The 20338-nt window shown below is 75.0% G+C and carries 2 protein-coding genes; both read left to right on the top strand.

Going from position 1 to position 20338, the window contains the following annotated elements:
• Window positions 1-20: 20 nt before the first annotated feature.
• On the top strand, window positions 21-9542 hold the full coding sequence (locus tag J1792_RS27305) for a type I polyketide synthase (RefSeq protein ID WP_207248400.1): 9522 nt from the start codon (window positions 21-23) through the stop codon (window positions 9540-9542).
• A complete protein-coding gene (locus J1792_RS27300; protein WP_207248399.1) occupies window positions 9542-20296 on the top strand; it encodes a type I polyketide synthase in 10755 nt (3584 codons plus the stop codon). Before J1792_RS27305 ends, J1792_RS27300 begins: the two co-directional genes overlap by 1 nt.
• Window positions 20297-20338 lie beyond the last annotated feature (42 nt).

Here is a 20338-nt window from a genome sequence, read left to right as displayed (position 1 = left end):
GGATTGAAGGACAGGACCCGATGGCCAACGAAGACAAGCTCCTCGAATACCTCAAGCGCGTGACGGCCGACCTGTCGGAAACCAGGCAGCGGCTGCGCGAAGCCGAGGAGGGGGCGCCGGAGAGCATCGCGATCATCGGCATGAGCTGTCGCTTCCCCGGAGGGGCAAAGTCGCCGGAAGAGCTGTGGAACCTCGTCAAGGAGGGCAGGGACGCCATCGGCGGCCTGCCCGAGGGCCGCGGCTGGGACACCGCTCGCGGCGACGCGCTCGGCCTCAGGGGCGGCTTCGTCCCGGACGCCGACCGGTTCGACGCCCCGCTGTTCGGGGTCAGCCCCCGCGAGGCGCTGACCATGGACCCGCAGCAGCGGCTCGTGCTGGAGGCGTCCTGGGAGGCGTTCGAGCGGGCCGGTATCGACCCGCGCTCCACCCGGGGCAGCGACACCGGCGTCTTCATCGGCGCGGGCGCCTCCAACTACGCGCTCGGCGCGGACCTTCCGGAGGAAGCCGAGGGGCACCTGCTCACCGGCAGCGCCGGCAGCGTGCTGTCCGGGCGCGCGGCCTACACCTTCGGTCTCAAGGGCCCCGCCATCACCACGGACACCGCCTGCTCGTCCTCGCTGGTTGCCCTGCACCTGGCCGCGCAGGCACTGCGCGGCGGCGAGTGCACGATGGCACTGGCCGGCGGCGTGAGCGTGATGGCCGGCCTCGGCCTGTTCAGCGAGTTCGGCCGACAGGGCGGACTCGCCTCCGACGGCCGCTGCAAGGCGTTCTCCGCCGCCGCCGACGGCACCGGCTGGGGCGAGGGCGTCGGCGTACTGCTCCTGGAGCGGCTCTCCGACGCACAGCGCAACGGCCACGAGATCCTGGCCGTGATCCGCGGCACCGCCGTCAACTCCGATGGCGCCTCCAATGGCCTCACCGCCCCCAACGGGCCGTCCCAGGAGCGGGTCATCCGCCAGGCACTCGCCAACGCGCGGCTGTCGGCGGCCGAGGTCGACGCCGTCGAGGCGCACGGCACCGGCACGACCCTCGGTGACCCGATCGAGGCGCAGGCGCTGCTCGCCACGTACGGCCAGGAGCGGGACGAGGACCGTCCGCTGTGGCTGGGCTCGGTCAAGTCCAACATCGGGCACACTCAGGCCGCCGCCGGCATGGCCGGCGTCATCAAGATGGTCATGGCGATGCGCCACGGCGCACTGCCGCGGACCCTCCACGCCGAAGAGGCCTCCCCTCACATCGACTGGGCGTCCGGCGCCGTCGAACTCCTCACCGAGGAGCGGCCGTGGCCCGAGACGGGGCGTCCCCGCCGAGCCGGTGTGTCCTCGTTCGGCATGAGCGGCACCAACGTACACGCCATCCTGGAGCAGGCCCCGCGGCAGGAGCCCGCGCAGGGCGTCCCCACCGGGACCGCCCCCGGCCTGCTGCCGTTCCTGGTCTCCGGCCGCACACCGCGGGGACTGGCCGAACAGGCCGTGATGCTCCTGGAGTTCGTACGGGCCGACGACGCGCCCGCACTGCTGGACACCGGCCTCTCCCTCGCCACCACCCGCGCCGCCCTGGAGCACCGGGCCGTCGTGCTCGCCGGTGACCGCGAGACCCTCCTGCAGGGCCTGCGCGACCTCGCGGCGGGCCGCACCGGCGCGGACGCGCTGCGCGGCGAGCGGGCCGACGGCGGCCTGGCCTTCCTCTTCTCCGGCCAGGGCGCGCAGCGCGCGGGCATGGGCCGGGAACTGTACGAGACCTTCCCGGCGTTCGCCCGGGCGCTGGACGACGTCGCCGCTCTGCTCGACCCGGAGCTGGACCGCCCGCTCAATGAGATTCTGTTCGACGGCGGAGTGCCGCGTGACGGCGAGAAGCCGGTCGACCGCACCGTCTACACCCAGCCCGCGCTGTTCGCCCTCGAAGTCGCCCTGTTCCGGCTCTGGGAGTCCTGGGGCGTCACCCCGGACCTGCTCCTCGGCCACTCCGTCGGTGAACTGGCCGCCGCCCACGTGGCGGGCGTGCTCTCGCTGGAGGACGCCTGCACGCTGGTCGCCGCCCGTGGCCGGCTGATGCAGGAGCTGCCGTCCGGCGGCGCGATGCTGGCCGTCGAGGCGGGCGAGGCGGAGGCCCGGGAATCACTGGCCGGCCTTGTGGCACAGATCGACATCGCCGCCGTCAACGGCCCCCGCTCGGTCGTGCTGTCCGGCACCGAGGACGCCGCCGCGAAACTGCGCGAGCACTGGCTCGGCCGGGGCCGCAAGGTCAAGTGGCTGACGGTCTCGCACGCCTTCCACTCGCCGCTGATGACTCCGATGCTCGACGGATTCGCCTCTGTCGCACGGAAGCTGACCTTCCACGAGCCGCGGATCCCGATCGTCTCCGACGTCACGGGCGAGCTCGCCGACCCCGCCGAACTGTGCACCCCCGAGTACTGGGTGCGGCACGTCCGCGAGGCGGTCCGGTTCGCGGACGGCGTCGGCGCCCTGCGCGCCGCGGGCGTCACCACCTTCGTGGAGCTGGGGCCCGGCACCGAACTCACCGCGCTGGCCAAGGAGACCGCCCCGCTGGAAACCCTCCGCGCCGTGCCGTCGCTGCGCGCCGACCGCAGCGAGCCGCGCGCCCTGCTGGAGGCGCTCGCGGGCGTGCACCTGGCCGGCCGGCCCGTCGACTGGCAGGCCGTCTTCGGCCCGTGGGGCGGCCGCCGCGTCGCGCTGCCCACCCTCGCCTTCCAGCGCGAGCCGTACTGGCTGCCCGACGCCGCCGCGGCGGAGGGCACGCGCGTCCCCGCCGTGCGGAGCTCCGCGGAGGAGAGCTTCTGGGCGGCCGTGGAGGCGGCGGACCTGGCGGCCGTCGCGGACACCCTCGGCCTGCCCGCCGACCACGGCCTGGACGCCGTGCTGCCCGCCCTCACCGCCTGGCGCAGGGGCAGCACCGACAAGGCCACCGTCGACTCGTGGCGCTACCGGGTCACCTGGCAGCGGGTGGAGACACCTGCCGGGAACCTGTCCGGCACCTGGCTGCTGGTGGTGCCCGCCGACGAGACGGACGACCCGCGGGCCACCGCCGTCGCCGAGGGCCTGCGCGCCCACGGCGCCGACGTCGTCACGGTGCCCGTCGCCCCCGCCGAGACCGACCGCTGGACCCTCGCCGGGGACCTGCTGGAGCAGGCCACCGCGTGCGGCGACGTCACCGGCGTCCTGTCGCTGGTCGGCACCGCCGAGGCACCGCACGCCGAGTACCCACAGGTCACCACCGGACTCGCGCTCACCCTGCTGCTCGTCCAGGCTCTCGGTGACGCCGGCATCGACGCCCCGCTGTGGTGCGCGACCCGGCAGGCCGTCCCGGCCGGGCGCACCGACCGCGCACCGCACCCCGCCCAGGCGCAGGTGTGGGGCTTCGGCCGGGTCGCCGCCCTGGAGTACCCGGGCCGCTGGGGCGGGCTCGTCGACCTGCCCGAGCAGCTGGACGACCGCGCCGTCGCCGACCTGGCCTCCGTACTGACCGGTGGCCATGACGAGGACCAGGTCGCGGTGCGCGCCACGGGCGTCCTCGCCCGCCGCATGGTACGCGCACCCTGGACCGGCACCGCCGCGCCCGCCTGGCAGCCCACCGGAACCGTCCTGATCACCGGCGGCACCGGCGCCCTCGGGGGTCGCGTCGCCCGCTGGCTCGTCACCCGCGGCGCCCGGAGCCTCGTGCTCACCGGCCGCCGAGGCCCGGACACCCCCGGCGCCGCCGAACTCGTCGCGGAACTCCGGGCGTCGGGCGCCGAGGCGACCGTTGTTGCCTGCGACGTGGCCGACCGCGCCGCGCTCGCCGCGCTCCTCGAGGAGCACCCGGTGACGGCCGTGTTCCACGCGGCGGGCATCGCGGAGTCCGGTGCGCCGTCCGAGATCAGCGTGGCCGAACTCGGGGACGTCGTCCGCAGCAAGGTCGACGGCGCCGAGAACCTCGACGCCCTCCTGGCCGACACCCCGCTCGACGCGTTCGTGATGTTCTCCTCCATCGCCGGGATCTGGGGCGACGGCCGCGCCGCCGGGTACTCCGCCGCCAACGCCCACCTCGACGCCCTCGCGGAGCGCCGCAGGGCCCAGGGCCGCCCGGCCACGGCCGTCGCCTGGGGCCCGTGGGGCGGCGGCGGCATGGCCGCCGACAGCGAACTCCAGGAGCACCTCTCCCGGTTCGGCCTCGCCCCGATGGACCCCGAGCTGGGCATCTCCGCCCTCGCCCAGGCCCTCGACGCACGTGAGACCTGCCTGACCGTCGCCCACGTCAACTGGGCCCGCTTCGCACCCGTGTTCAGCACCTCCCGGCCCGCCCCCCTGCTCCGCGGGATACCCGAGGCCGCCGAGGTCCTCCGCCCCGCGGGCGCCACGGGCGGCGGCCGGAACACCGTCGCGGCCGCCTGGACGGAGCGGCTGACCTCCCTGCCCCCAGCCCGGCGCGCGGGCGTCCTCCTCGACCTCGTACGGTCCGAGGCGGCGGCCGTGCTCGGCTACCGCTCCACCGATGCCATCGCACTCGACCGCCCGCTGAAGGACCTCGGCATCGACTCGCTCACGGCGGTCGAACTCAAGGAACGGCTCGCGTCCGCCACCGGCCTGCCGCTGCACGCCGGGCTCGTCTTCGACTACCCGACCTGCGAGGCGCTCGGCCGCCACCTGCTGGGCCGGCTCGTCGACGTACCCACCGAGCAGGCCGCGCCGACCACAACGGTCGTCTCCGACGATCCCGTCGCGATCGTCGCCATGAGCTGTCGGCTGCCCGGCGGCGCCGTCTCCCCCGAAGCGCTCTGGGACCTGGTCGCCTCCGGCACCGACGCCATCTCCGCCTTCCCCACCGACCGTGGCTGGGGCCTGGACGGCTCCGGCGCCCGGTACGCCCGCGAGGGCGGCTTCGTCTACGACGCCACCGGCTTCGACGCCGCCTTCTTCGGGATCTCCCCGCACGAGGCCCTCGCCATGGACCCGCAGCAGCGGATGATGCTCGAAGCCTGCTGGGAGGTCCTGGAGCGCAACGGCACCCCGCCGGACTCCGTGCGCGGCAGCCGGATCGGCGTCTTCGTCGGCGCCTCCAACTCCGCCTACGCCGGTGGCGTCGAGCTCCCCGCCGAATCGCTCGGCCACGCTCTCACCGGCAGCGCCAACAGCGTCATCTCCGGCCGCGTCTCCTACGCGCTCGGCCTCGAAGGCCCCGCCGTCACCGTCGACACCGCCTGTTCCTCCTCCCTGGTCGCCCTGCACCTGGCCGTCCAGGCGATCCGGGCGGGGGAGTGCTCCATGGCGATGGCGGGCGGCGTCACGGTGATCCCCTCACCGGCCGTCTTCGCGGCCTTCGACCAACAGAACGGCCTCGCCTCCGACGGCCGCTGCAAGTCCTTCGCCGCCGCCGCCGACGGCACCAGCTGGGGCGAGGGCGCCGCCGTGCTCCTCGTCGAGCGCCTCTCCGACGCCCGGCGCAACGGCCACGAGGTCCTCGCCGTCATCCGAGGCTCCGCCGTCAACCAGGACGGCGCCTCGCAGGGCCTCACCGCCCCCAACGGCCCCTCGCAGGAGCGGGTGATCCGGCAGGCGCTCGTCGCCGCCGGCCTCGCTCCCGCGGACGTGGACGCCGTCGAGGGCCACGGCACCGGCACCACCCTCGGTGACCCGATCGAGGCCGGCGCCCTGCTGTCGGTGTACGGCCGGGACCGCGACGCGGACCGGCCGCTGTGGCTCGGCTCGCTCAAGTCCAACATCGGCCACACCCAGGCCGCTTCCGGTGTCGCGGGCGTCATCAAAATGGTGCAGGCCATGCGGCACGGTGTCCTGCCCCGGACGCTCCATGTCGACGCGCCGTCGCCGCACGCCGACTGGTCGTCCGGCGCCGTCGAACTGCTGACCGAGCAGCGGGTCTGGCCCGAGACCGGCCGCGTCCGCCGGGCCGCGGTGTCCTCGTTCGGTATGAGCGGCACCAACGCCCACACCATCCTGGAACAGGCCCCCGAGCCCGAGACCAGCCCCGCCACCACCAGGACCGCCCCGGCCCTGGTGCCGTGGGTCCTGTCGGCCCGCTCCGAACAGGCCCTGCGCGCCCAGGCGCTGGAGCTGCGCCGGCACGTCCTCGCCCACCCGGACGCCGAGCCCACGGACATCGGCCACTCGCTGGTCACCACCCGCTCCCGGCTCGCCCACCGGGCCGTGCTCCTCGACGCCGACCGGGACGCGCTGCTGCACGCACTGGAGGACCTCGCGCAGGACCGGCCCGCACCCAACGTCGTCACCGGCAGCGGCAGCGCCGGCAAGGTCGTGTTCGTCTTCCCCGGCCAGGGCTCGCAGTGGGCCGGCATGGCCCTGGAACTCCTCGACTCCTCCGCGGTGTTCCGCCGGCGGTTCGCGATGTGCTCCGACGCCCTCGCCGCCCACGTCGACTTCGACCCGCTCGACGTCCTGCGCGGGACGCCCGGCGCGCCCGCACTCGACCGCGTCGACGTCGTCCAGCCGCTGCTGTTCGCCGTCATGGTCTCCCTCGCCGCCGTCTGGCGCTCGCACGGCATCGAGCCGGACGCCGTCGTCGGCCACTCCCAGGGCGAGATCGCCGCGGCCGTCGTCAGCGGCGCACTGTCCCTCGAGGACGGCGCGAAGGTCGTCGCCCTGCGCAGCCGGGCCATCGCCGCACTCGCCGGACACGGCGGAATGATGTCGGTGTCCCTGCCGCTCGCCCGGGCCGAGGGATACGTCACCGAGGACGCCGCGCACCTGTCGGTCGCCGCCGTCAACGGCCCCGGGTCGGTGGTGGTCTCCGGCACCACCGACGCCCTCGACGCCCTCCTCACCCGCCTGACCGCCGACGGGGTGCGCGCCAAGCTCATCCCCGTCGACTACGCCTCCCACTCCGCCCAGGTCGACGCCCTCCAGGCCCGGCTCGCCGAGGACCTGGCGGGCATCACCGCCCACCCGGGCGAGGTGCCCTGCTACTCCACCGTCACCGGCGAGCCCATCGACACCACCACCATGGACGGCGACTACTGGTTTACCAACCTGCGCCGGACCGTCCGCTTCGAGGACGCCACCCGCGCCCTGCTGCGCGACGGCCACCGCCTGTTCATCGAGGTCAGCCCGCACCCCGTGCTGACCGCGGCGATCGAGGAGACCATCGACGCGGTCGGCAGCGCCCTTTCCAGTGTCCAGGTGATCGGCTCCCTGCGCCGCGACGACGCGGGCCGCCGACGCCTGCTGACCAGCCTGGCCGAGGCATACGTGTGCGGGGCCCGGGTCGAGTGGGAGGGCATGTTCGACGGAACCGGCGCCCGGACCGTCGCCCTGCCCACGTACCCCTTCCAGCGCACCCGCTACTGGGCGCGCCAGGACGAAGCCCTCGCCCCCGCCGCGGACCCGGCCGCACCCGTACCGGCCGAGCAGGACCGGTTCTGGACGGCGGTGGACCAGCAGGACGCGGAGGCACTCGCCCGGACGCTGGCGGCGCACGCCGACGACGCCCAGCTGGACTCCCTCACCCAGGCGCTGCCCGCCCTCGCGGAGTGGCACCGGGGCGTGAGCGACAAGGCGGCCGTCGACCGCTGGCGCTACCGCGAGCACTGGACGGCGATCGAACCGAGCGCCTCACCGGTCCTGTCGGGACGCTGGCTGGTCGTCGCACCGGCGGCGCACGCCGACACGGACCTCGTCCTGCGCACCGTCGCCGCCCTGCGGGACCACCTGGCGGAGCCCGAGCTCCTGCTCGCCCACCCCGACGCCGACACCGCGTTCTTCACGGCCCGGCTGCGGGAGCTCCAGGGCGTCGGGGCACCGGTCGCCGGCATCCTCTCGCTGCTTCCCGCGGACGAGAGCCCGCACCCCGGACACCCCACCCTGACAGCCGGGCTGGCAGGAACGCTGACCCTGCTCCAGGCGGTGACGGAGACCGGCCTCGAAGCCCCGCTGTGGTCCGTCACCACCGGCGCGGTGTCCGTCGCGGACACCGACCCGCTCGCCGGACCGCTCCAGGCCCAGACCTGGGGCCTCGGCCGGGTCGCGGCCCTCGAACACCCCCGCCACTGGGGCGGCCTGATCGACCTGCCCGCCACCCCCGACGCCACGGCGACGGCCGCCCTCGCCGGGGTGCTCGCCCGCTCCGACGCCGAGGACCAGATCGCCGTCCGGCCCTCGGGGCTGTTCGCCCGCAGGCTCGTACGGGCCTCGGTCGAGGGCACCGAGCCCGTCCGCACCTGGCGGCCCGAGGGCACCACCCTCATCACCGGCGGCACCGGAGCGATCGGCGGCCACGTCGCCCGCTGGCTGGCCTCGAACGGCGCCGCACACCTCGTCCTGGTCAGCAGGCGCGGCGAGCTCGCCCCTGGAGCAGCCGAGCTGACGGCCGAGCTCACCGGCCTCGGCACCCGGGTGACGGTCCTCTCCTGCGACCTGACCGACCGGGAAGCGGTGGCGGCCATGCTCGCCCGACTCGACGAGGACGGCGTCACCCTCCGCACCGTCCTGCACACCGCGGGCACCGGAGTGCTCACCCGCCTCGAGGACACCAGCGTCGCCGAACTGGCGCACGCCACCGCCGCCAAGGTGGCCGGCGCCCGGCACCTGGACGAGCTCCTGGACCCCGGCCGGCTGGACGCGGTCGTCCACTTCTCCTCCATCTCCGGAGTCTGGGGAGTCGGCCGCCACGGCGCCTACGCGGCGGGCAACGCCTACCTCGACGCCCTTGCCCGGCACCGCAGGGCCGACGGCGTCCCCGCCCTTTCCGTGGCCTGGGGCCCCTGGGACGGCGGCGGCATGGTCCCCGCCGCCGAGGTCGAACCGATGCTGCGCCGGGGCGTCCCGCTCATCACCCCCCAGCCGGCGATGCTGGCCCTCCAGCGGGCACTCGACCACGACGACACGTTCGTGGCCGCCGCAGAGGTCGACTGGGAGCAGTTCGTCCCGGCCTTCACCTCGATGCGCCCGAGCCCGCTCATCGCCGACCTGCCCGAGGCCCGCCGCATCCTCACCGACACGGCGTCCCCGGATGCCGCGGCCGCCCCGCAGGACGGCGCGGCGGCCGAGTTCCGGCAACGGCTCACCGCCCTGTCCGAGCCCGAGCGCGAACGCGCACTGCTCGACCTGGTCCGCGACCACGCCGCCCTGGTCCTCGGCCACGGCGATCGCGAGGCGATCACCGTCGACCAGCCGTTCCGCGGCTTCGGCTTCGACTCGCTGACGGCGGTCGGGCTCCGCAACCGGCTCTCCCGGGCCACCGGCCTGAAACTGCCCGCCACGCTGGTCTTCGACCAGCCCACCCCCGCCGCGCTGGTACGCCACCTGCTGGCCGAACTCCTCCCGGAGGCAGCCGGCGAGCAGCTGCCCACCGCGGCCGAACTGGACCGGCTGGAAGCGGCGCTCACCGCGCTGCCGGCCGACGACATCGCCAAGATGCGCATCGTCATGCGGCTGGAAACGCTGCTGGCCAATCAGCGCAAGGAAGCCGCCGGTGACGGGCCGGGGGCCCAGGAGGAACTCCTGGCCCGGCTCGGTACCGCCACCAACGACGAACTGTTCGCATTCGTGGACCGAGACCTGGGAGTCCAGTGATGGCAGACGAGACGAAACTCAGGGACTACCTCGGCCGCGTGGTCGCCGAACTCCACAGGACCCGGCAGCAGCTGCACGCCGCCGAGTCGGCCGAGTCCGAACCCCTCGCCATCGTGTCGATGAGCTGCCACCTCCCCGGCGGCGTGCTCAGCCCCGACGACCTGTGGCAGCTGCTCACCGACGGCGGCGACGCCATCACCTCCTTCCCCACCGACCGGGGCTGGGGCTCCGCCCTGCCCGGCGACGGGGACGGCCGCGACGGTACGCGGACGGACAGCGGCGAGACGTCGGCACGCGGCGGATTCGTGCACGACGCCGCCGACTTCGATCCCGGCTTCTTCGGGATCAACCCGCGCGAGGCGCTCGCCATGGACCCGCAGCAGCGGCTCGCCCTGGAGATCGCCTGGGAGGCCGTCGAGCGGGCCGGAATCCACCCGGCGGCGCTGCGGGGAAGCCGTACCGGCACCTTCATCGGCGCCAACGGCCAGGGCTACGACGCCGCCATGCAGGCCGGCGACAACCCCGGTACGGAGGGCTACCTCCTGACCGGCGGCGCCACCTCCGTCGTCTCGGGCCGCATCGCCTACACCCTCGGCCTCGAAGGCCCCGCCGTCACCGTCGACAGCGCCTGCTCGTCCTCGCTGACCGCCCTGCACATGGCCGGCCAGGCGCTGCGCAACGGCGACTGCACCATGGCGCTCGTCGGCGGCGTCACCGTGATGCCGCACCCCATCGGCTTCTACGAGTTCGACCGCCAGCGGGGCCTCGCCTCCGACGGCCGCTGCAAGGCGTTCTCCGCCGCCGCCGACGGCATGGGTATGGCCGAGGGCGCGGCGATGGTCCTGGTGACCACCCGTTCCCACGCCGAGCGCAACGGCTACCCGGTCCTCGCCCTGATCCGCGGCTCCGCCGTCAACCAGGACGGCGGCTCAAACGGCCTCACCGCCCCCAACGGCCCCTCCCAGGAGCGGGTCATCCGCCAGGCGCTGCACAACGCCCGGCTCTCGCCGGAGCAGATCGACGCCGTCGAGGCGCACGGCACCGGCACCACCCTCGGTGACCCGATCGAGGCCCAGGCGCTGCTCGCCACGTACGGCCAGGACCGCCCCGCGAACCGCCCGCTGTGGCTCGGCTCCCTGAAGTCCAACATCGGCCACACCCAGGCCGCCGCCGGAGTCGCCGGAGTCATCAAGGCCGTCCTGTCGCTGCGCCACGCCACCCTCCCGCGCACCCTGCACGTCGACGAGCCCTCCCCGCACGTCGACTGGACGTCCGGCGCGGTGGAACTCCTCACCGAGGCCAGGCCCCTGCCGGAGACCGGGCAGCCGCGCCGTATCGGGGTGTCCTCGTTCGGCATCAGCGGTACCAACGCCCACCTCATCGTGGAGGAGGCACCGCGGACGGATCAGCAGGCTCCGGTACGCACGCGGCCGCTGCCGCCGGTCGTGCCGCTGCCGGTCTCCGCCCGGACGGGCGAGGCGCTGCGGGCGCAGGCGGAGCGACTGGCGGAGCGCCTCCGCGCGGACGGGACCGCCGACGTGGCCGGCCTCGGTCGTTCGCTGGCGACGACCCGGGGATCCTTCGAACACCGTGCCGTGGTCCTCGCCGCCGACCGGGACGGCTTCCTGGCCGGCCTGGACGCGCTGCGCGAGGACCGGACGGCCGCCGAGGTCGTACGGGGCACGGCGACGCCGGGACTGACGGCGTTCCTGTTCTCCGGGCAGGGGGCGCAGCGGGCCGGAATGGGCCGGGAGCTGTACGAGACCTTCCCGGTGTTCGCGGAGGCGCTGGACGCGGTGGCGGAGCGGCTGGACGCTCAGCTGGATCGCCCGTTGCGCGAAGTCCTCTTCGGTGAGGGTGAGTTGATCGACCAGACCGCCTACACCCAGGCGGGGCTGTTCGCGCTGGAGGTTTCCCTCTTCCGGCTGCTCGATGCGTGGGGCGTGCGCCCGGACTTCCTGCTGGGGCACTCCATCGGCGAGCTGGCCGCCGCCCACGTGGCGGGCGTGCTGTCGCTGGACGACGCGTGCGCCCTGGTCGGCGCGCGCGGCCGTCTGATGCAGGCGCTGCCGACGGGTGGCGCGATGCTCGCCGTCGAGGGCGAGGAGTCCGAGATCGCCGAAGCCCTTTCCCCGCACGGGAACCGCCTCGGCATCGCCGCGATCAACGGGCCCACCTCCGTGGTGATCTCCGGTGACGCCGACGCCGTCGAGGAGCTGGAGAAGGCCTGGCGCGCCGAAGGCCGCCGGGTCAAGCGGCTGACCGTCTCGCACGCCTTCCACTCGCCGCGCATGGACGCCATGCTCGACGCATTCGCGTCCGTGGCGGGGAAGGTGAGCTTCGGCGCCCCACAGCTGCCGATCGTCTCCAACGTCACCGGCAGGCTCGCCGACCCGCAGGAGATCCAGACCCCCGGCTACTGGGTGCGCCACGTCCGCGAGGCGGTCCGCTTCGCGGACGGGATCACCACCCTCCACGCCCAGGGCGTCTCCCGCTTCCTGGAAGTCGGCCCCGACGGCGTCCTCACCGCCATGGCCGAGAACTGCCTCCCCGAGGGTTCCGAACCCGCCTGCATCGCCGCCGCTTCCCGCGCCGGGCGCGAAGAGGCCGGGCAACTGCTGCGGGCCGTCGCCACCCTGCACGCCGCGGGCGCCGAACCCGACTGGGCCGCGCTCTTCGAGGGCTGGGGCGGCGCCCCGGTCGAGCTGCCCACGTATCCCTTCCAGCGGGAGCGGTACTGGCCCGCGCCCGCCGCGGTCAAGAACCTCGCCGCCGCCGGCCTGGGCAGCGCCGGACACCCCCTGCTCGGAGCCATGGTCTCGCTGGCCGACGGCGCCGGAGCCGTGCTGACCGGCCACCTCTCCACCGCCACCCACCCCTGGCTCGCCGATCACGTCGTCCTGGGCTCCACGCTCGTCCCCGGCACCGCCCTCGTCGAGCTGGCGCTGTGCGCCGGTGAGCAGGTCGACTGCCCCCGTCTCGACGAACTGACCCTGCGCACCCCCCTCGCCCTGCCCGAACAGGGCGGCGCGCAGCTTCAACTGCGCGTGGGCGCCCCGGCCGAGGACGGCCGCCGCACGGTCGGCGTGTACGCACGCCGCGACGGCGACGACGAGTGGACCTGGCACGCCGAGGGCACCGTCTCGCCGGACGACGCCCCCGCGGCCGACGACCTCGTCCAGTGGCCTCCGGCCGGCGCCCGGCCGCTGTCCGTCGACGGCTGGTACGAGGGCGCGGCCGCGGCCGGACTCGCGTACGGGCCCGCCTTCCGCGGCCTGCGCGCCGCCTGGCGCACCGACGAAGCGGTGTACGCCGAGGTCGAGGCGGCCGGGCAGGACCGGGCCGAGGCCGCCGGATTCGGCCTGCACCCGGCCCTGTTCGACGCGGCATTGCACGCCGTGGGCGTCTCCGGGATGCTGCCGGAGTCCGACGGCGTCCGGCTCCCGTTCTCCTGGACCGGCGTCACGCTGCACGCGGTGGGTGCGTCCTTCCTGCGGGTGCGTCTGGCGCTCACCGGCCCGCATGCGCTCGCCCTGACCCTCGCCGACGGCACGGGTGCCCCCGTCGCCACCGTCGACTCACTGGTCCTGCGCCCGACGACGGCCGGGCAGCTGCCCGCCACCGCACCGCGCGACAGCCTGTTCCAGGTGGCGTGGACGCCCGCCCGGCCCAGCGGTGAAGCCACCGAAGAGGCGGGGGAGTGCATCACCCTGCCCATCGACCCCGAGGAGTCCGCCGAGTCCGCCGACGGCATGGCGGGCCGGACCCGCGCCGTCCTCGACGAGACGCTGGCCGTGCTGCGCGCCTGGCTGAGCGACGACACCGGCAACACCTCCGGTGACGCCAAGCTGGTGGTACGCACCCGCCGTGCCGTTCCCGCCGGGGGCGTTCCCGTCGACCCCGCCGCCGCCGCGGTCTGGGGCCTCGTACGGGCGGCCCAGTCGGAGCACCCGGACCGGTTCGTCCTGGTGGACCTCGACGAGGGTGCGGAACCGGACGGCTGGGAGGCCGCCGCCCTGGCCCTGGGCGAGCCCCAGCTCGCCCTCCGGGACGGCGAGTTCCTGACCCCGAGGCTGACGCGCGCCACCGGCGGACGGCCGGAAGGGGCCCCCGCCCTCGACCCCTCCGGCACCGTCCTCGTCACCGGCGGCACCGGCGTCCTCGGCGGACACGTCGCCCGCCACCTGGTCGCCGAGCACGGCGTACGGCACCTGACGCTGCTCAGCAGGAGCGGCGCCGCGGCGCCGGGAGCCGCCGAACTCGTCGCGGAACTCGCCGATTCGGGCGCGCGGGCCGACGTCGTCGCGTGCGACGCGGCGGACCGCGACGCGCTTGCCGCCGTCCTCGCCGGCATCGCGGCGGACCGCCCGCTCACCGGTGTGGTGCACGCGGCGGGCCTCGTGGCCGACGCCACCATCACCTCGCTGACGCCCGAGCAGCTCGACGCCGTCCTCGCCCCGAAGGTCGCCGCGGCGGTCAACCTCCACGAGCTGACCCGGGGCGGCGACCTCGGCATGTTCGTCCTCTTCTCCTCGGCCTCCGCCACCTTCGGCACCCCCGGACAGGGCAACTACGCCGCCGCCAACGCCTTCCTCGACGGCCTCGCCCAGCACCGCGTCACGCACGGCCTGCCCGCCACCTCCGTCGGATGGGGCCTGTGGGCCGAGGCCAGCGGTGTCACCGGGCACCTCACCGCCGCCGACCGGGCGCGCATCACCCGGGCCGGAGACGCCCTCGGCACCGAGGAGGGCCTCGCCCTCCTCGACGCGGCCCTTTTCTCCGGACACCCCCACCTGGTGGCGCTGCGGCTCGACCCCGCGGTGTTCCGGGCGGCGGCCGAGGCCCCGCACCCGCTGCTGCGGGACGACTCCCGCCCCCGTACCCGCCGCACCGCCCGAGCGGCGGCCGCGGGTGCCCCGGCCGCCGGACGCTCCGAACTCGTCGGCCGGCTTGCCCGGTTGGACGAGGCGGACCAGCTGCGGGAACTGACCGAGCTGGTGCGCGGGGCCGCCGCGGCCGTCCTCGGGCACTCCTCGGGCGCGCCGATCGCCCCCCGGCGCCCCTTCGCGGAGCTCGGCTTCGACTCGCTGACCGCCGTCGAACTGCGCAACCACCTCACCTCCCTGACCGGCCTGCGCCTGTCGTCCACCCTGGTCTTCGACCACCCCAACTCCACCGCGCTCGCCGCCCACCTGCGGCCGCGACTGCTGGGCCTCACCACCGCACCGGCGGTGGCCGCCCAGCGCGCCGCCCGCACCCCGGACACCGAGGACGACCGCCTGGCGATCGTCGCGATGAGCTGCCGCTTCCCCGGCGGCGTGCAGAGCCCGGAAGACCTGTGGCGGCTCGTCGAGGAGGGCACCGACGCGATCGGCCCGCTGCCCGGCAACCGGGGCTGGCCGATCGACGCGCTCTACGACCCGGAGCCCGGCAGGAGCGGCAAGATGTACGTCCGCGAGGGCGGCTTCGTCCACGACGCGGACACCTTCGACCCGGCACCCTTCGGCATCTCACCGCGCGAGGCCCTCGCCATGGACCCGCAGCAGCGGCTCATGCTGGAGGCCAGCTGGGAGGCGTTCGAGCGGGCCGGCATCGACCCGACCTCGCTGCACGGCAGCCGCACCGGCGTCTTCGCCGGCCTGATGTACCACGACTACGCCGGAACCATGTCGACCCTCCCCGAGGGCACCGAGGCCTTCCTCACCACCGGCACCTCCGGCAGCGTCCTGTCGGGCCGCGTCTCCTACACCTTCGGCCTCGAAGGCCCGTCGGTGACCGTCGACACCGCCTGCTCCTCCTCCCTGGTGGCCCTCCACCTGGCCGCCCAGGCCATCCGCAACGGCGAGTGCGACATGGCGCTCGCCGGCGGCGTCACCGTCCTGTCCACCCCCGCCGTGTTCGTCGACTTCAGCCAGCAGCAGGGCCTGGCCCCCGACGGCCGTGCCAAGTCCTTCTCCGCCACCGCGGACGGCACCAGCTGGGCCGAGGGAATCGGCGTGCTCCTCGTGGAGCGGCTCTCCGACGCCCGCCGCAAGGGCCACCCCGTCCTCGCGGTCGTACGCGGCTCCGCGGTCAACCAGGACGGTGCGTCCAACGGGCTCACCGCCCCCAACGGCCCCTCGCAGGAGCGGGTCATCCACCAGGCCCTCGCCGACGCCGGGCTGCGTACCACCGACGTGGACGCCGTCGAGGCCCACGCCACCGGCACCCGCCTCGGCGACCCGATCGAGGCACAGGCGATCCTCGCCACATACGGCCAGGACCGCCCCGAGGGGCAGCCGCTGTTCCTGGGCTCCCTCAAGTCGAACGTCGGCCACATGCAGGCCGCGGCCGGCGCCGGCGGCGTGATCAAGATGGTCATGGCCATGCACCACGGCGTACTGCCCAGGACGCTGCACGTGACGGAGCCGACCGGCGAGGTCGACTGGTCCGCCGGTGAGGTGGAACTGCTGACCGAGGCCCGGCCGTGGCCCGAGACCGGCAGGCCGCGCCGCGTGGGCGTCTCCTCGTTCGGCGTGAGCGGCACGAACGCGCACGTCATCCTGGAGGAGCCCGAGCGGCTCCCCGCACCGCAGCCCGAGACCGCCCCCGAGGAGACCGGCACCCTGCCCTTCGTGCTCTCCGCGAAGAGCGAGGACGCCCTGCGCGAGCAGGCGGCCCGGCTGCTCGCCGCGGTCAAGGACGGCGAGGCCGCACCGGCCGACGTGGCCAGGTCGCTCGTCGAAACGCGGGCCTCGCTGGAGCATCGCTCCGTGGTCCTCGCCCGGGGCACCGACGAACTGACCACCGGCCTGGCCGCACTCGCCGCGGGCGTCGACACCCTCGGCGTCGTCCGCCGCACCGGCGACGCGGGCCGCGACGGCGTGGTGTTCGTCTTCCCCGGCCAGGGCTCCCAGTGGGTCGGCATGGCGGCCGGACTGCTGGACTCCTCCGCGGTGTTCCGGGAGCGGATCGCGGAGTGCGAGCAGGCGCTGGCCCCGTTCGTGGACTGGTCGCTGACCGAGGTGCTGCGCGCCGACGGCGAGCAGGGCCAGGCCTGGCTCGACCGGGTCGACGTCCTCCAGCCCGTGCTGTGGGCCGTCATGGTGTCGATCGCCGAACTGTGGCGCTCGGCCGGAGTGGTGCCCGCCGCGGTGGTGGGCAATTCGCAGGGCGAGATCGCCGCCGCCGTGGTGTCGGGCGCGCTGAGCATCGCGGACGGCGCTCGCGTCGTCGCGCTGCGCAGCGCCCTCGCCGTCGAGATCCTCGCCGGCCGAGGCGGCATGGTCGCCGTCGCACTGCCGCGCGCGGAAACGGCCGCACTGATCGGGCCGTGGGGCGACGAACTGGCCGTGGGCGGCGTCAACAGTCCCCTGACCACCATCGTCTCCGGTACCACCGCCGCACTGCGGGGCCTGCTGGAGCTCTGCAAGGAGCGTGGGACACGGGCCCGCGACATCCCGGCAGCCTTCGCATCGCACTCGCCGCAGGCGGAGGTCATGCGGGAGGGACTCCTGGAACTGCTTGCGCCGGTCACCCCGTTGAAGCCCCGGGTCCCCTTCCACTCGACCGTGCGCGGACACCGCGGGGACGACGCCGCGGCCGTGTCACTGGACGCCGCGTACTGGTACGACAACATGCGCCAGGAGGTCCTGTTCGAGGAGACCGTCCGCCACCTGCTGGCCGAGGGGCGGTCCCTGTTCATCGAGATGAGCCCGCACCCGGTCATGGCGGGCGCCGTCGCGGAGACGGTCGAGGACGCGGGCGCCCGCGCCGCCGTCCTCGCCACCCTGCGGCGCGGCGAGGGCGGTCCGCGGCGCTGGCTCCAGGCCCTCGCCGAGGCGTACGTCCACGGGGTCGACGTCCACTGGGGCACGGCCCTGGAGGGGCACGGCGGCCGCCGCGTCGAACTGCCCACGTACGCGTTCCAGCGCGCCCGGTTCTGGCCCGAGACCGTCCCGCAGGTGGGCGCGGTCGGCGCCGCCGGGCTCGGTGCCGCCCACCACCCGCTGCTGGCCGCCGCCGTGTCCGTGGCCGGGGACGGCAGCGTCCTGTACACCGGCCGGCTCTCCCTGGCCGGACAGCCGTGGCTGGCCGACCACGCCGTCCTCGGCACCGTCCTGCTGCCCGGCACCGCCCTGGTGGAGGTGGCGCTGCGGGCCGGAGAGGCGGCGGGCCGCCCCCGCCTGGAGGAACTGGTGCTCCAGGCGCCCCTCGTCGTACCGCCGCGGGAGGGCCTGCACCTCCAGGTCGCGGTGAGCGCCCCGGGCGACGACGGCACGTGCGCGTTCACCGTGTACGCGCGGCCGGAGACCGCCGAGCCGACCGCGTCGTGGACAACGCACGCGACGGGCACCCTCGGCGACGAGGTTCCCGCCGAGGCGTTCGACCTCGGAGTATGGCCTCCGACGGGTGCCGAGCCCGTCCCGGTGGACGGCTGGTACGACGGCGCGGCCGCCGCCGGCTACGGTTACGGCCCCGGCTTCCGCGGGCTGCGTGCCGCCTGGCGGTGCGGCGACGAGGTGTTCGCGGAAGTCGTCCTCGACGAGCAACTGCACAGCGCCGCCGAACGGTTCGCCGTCCACCCCGCCCTGTTCGACGCCGCCCTGCACGCGATCGGCGCCGCCGGGCTGCTGCCCGACACCGGCCGCATCCGGCTGCCGTTCTCCTGGACCGGCGTCAGCCTGTACGCCACCGGGGCGCTCGCCCTGCGCGTACGGCTCACCGCCGACGGGGCCGACACGGTCACCCTCCGGGCGGCCGACACCGCGGGCCGCCCCGTACTGGCCGCCGAGGCGCTGGCGACCAGGAGCGTGGCCCCCGCGGAGCTGCGCACGGCCGAGGACACCGCCCGCGACTGCCTGTTCCAGCTGGACTGGACGGAGTCCAAGGCGCCCCTGGCAGCCGTGGACCCGCAGGTCTGGGCGGTCGTCGGGGACGACGAGGCGGGGCTCGCCGAACGGCTGGCCGACCAGGTCGCCCTGCTCGACTGGCACCCGGACCTCGCCGCCCTGACCGAAGCCGTCGACGCGGGCCGCCCCGCGCCGGACGTCATCGTCTGGTCGGTGCCCCGTACGAGCGGCGGCCTCGCCGCCGCTGCCCGTACCGCCACCACGGGCACCCTCGCCGTCCTCCAGGAGTTCCTCGATGACCCCCGCCTCGAGCAGGCCACCCTGGTGGTCGCCACCCGGGGCGCCGTGACCGTCTACGCCACCGAGGACCTCACCGACGTCGCAGCCGCCGCCGCACGGGGCCTGGTGCGCTCCGCGCAGAGCGAGAACCCGGGCCGGATCGTGCTCGTGGACCTCGACGGCGACCTCGACGGCGAAGGCGCCGAGGCGTCCCCGCTCCGGCTGCCGCGTCTCCTGGACGCCGACGAACCCCAACTGGCGCTGCGCGCCGGGAAGGCGCTCGTCCCCCGCCTCGCCCGCACCACGACCGCACCCACCGTGCCGGCCACTCGCGACGACGCCCGAGTCCTGATCACCGGCGGCACCGGCGTCCTGGGCGGGATCGTCGCCCGGCATCTGGCCGCCGAGCACGGAGTGCGCGAGCTGCTGCTGCTCAGCCGGAGCGGTGCGAAGGCGGAGGGAGCGGCCGAACTCGTGGCGGAGCTTGCGGAGTTGGGGGCGCGTGCGGAAGTCGTCACCTGTGACGCCGCCGACCGCGACCGGCTCGCCGCGGTCCTCGCCGCGCACCCTGTCACCGGCGTCGTGCACGCCGCCGGAGCCCTCGACGACGGCGTCATCGGAACCCTGACCGCGGCACAGGTCGACACGGTGCTGCGGCCCAAGGCCGACGGGGCCGTCAACCTGCACGAGCTGACCCGCGACAGCGACCTCGACATGTTCGTCCTGTTCTCCTCGGCGGCCGCCACCACGGGAACCCCGGGACAGGGCAACTACGCCGCGGCCAACGCCTTCCTGGACGCCCTCGCCGCCCACCGGCGCGCCCGGGGCCTGCCCGCCGTGTCGATCGGTTGGGGTCTGTGGGCGCCGGCCAGCGGCATGACCAAGCACCTGGACGCCGCGGACCTGGCCAAGGCGGCCGGCGGCGGCGCCGCTCTGTCGGCCGAGGAGGGCATGGCCCTGCTCGACGCCGCCCACGGCGCGGGCGGTACCGCTCCCGCCCACCTCGTCGCGGCCCGCCTCGACCTGCCCGCGCTGCGGGCCGGCGTGGCGACCCACCCCGTACCGGCCGTACTGCGTGGCCTGGTGCCGGTCCCGGTACGCCGGGCGGCGGACGGCGAGGACGCGTCCGTACTGCGCCAGAAGCTGACCGGGCTGTCCGAGGCCGAACGGCGCCGGACGCTCCTGGAACTCGTCCGGGGCCAGGTCGCGGGCGTGCTCGGATACGGGAGCGCCGACGCCGTCGACCCCGAACGGGGCTTCAGCGAGCTGGGCTTCAGCTCACTGACCGCCATTGAGATGCGCAACCGGCTGGCCTCCGCCACCGGGCTGCGGCTGCCGACCACGCTGATCTTCGACTACCCGACGGCGAGCGAGCTGACCAACCACCTGTACGCACAGCTGGTGGTCGACGGTCCGGCGGGCGAGCCCCTGGTGCTCCAGAGCCTCGCGGCGCTGGAATCCGGCCTCGCCGCCGCGCAGGACGACGAAGAGACACGGGAGAGGGTCCTGCTGCGACTGCAGGTCCTGCTCGCCAAGTACGACACGCACGCCGCCGACGCCGCCATCGACACGGTGGACCTCGGAGAGGCCAGTGATGAGCAGATGTTCGCGTTGATCGACAACAACCTGGGGACACAGCAGTGAACACGTCGTCGACCGCCGTCGCCCCCGGCGCGCAGACCCGGG

The organism is Streptomyces triculaminicus (assembly GCF_017349075.1).
GTDB lineage: Bacteria > Actinomycetota > Actinomycetes > Streptomycetales > Streptomycetaceae > Streptomyces > Streptomyces triculaminicus.
Note: the sequence above shows the minus strand (reverse complement) of the source record. Positions and strands in the feature narration are given on the sequence as shown.

Coding starts and splice junctions, on each gene's coding strand:
- J1792_RS27305 (WP_207248400.1), top strand. CDS start 21: ATGGCCAACGAAGACAAGCTCCTCGAATACCTCAAGCGCGTGACGGCC.
- J1792_RS27300 (WP_207248399.1), top strand. CDS start 9,542: ATGGCAGACGAGACGAAACTCAGGGACTACCTCGGCCGCGTGGTCGCC.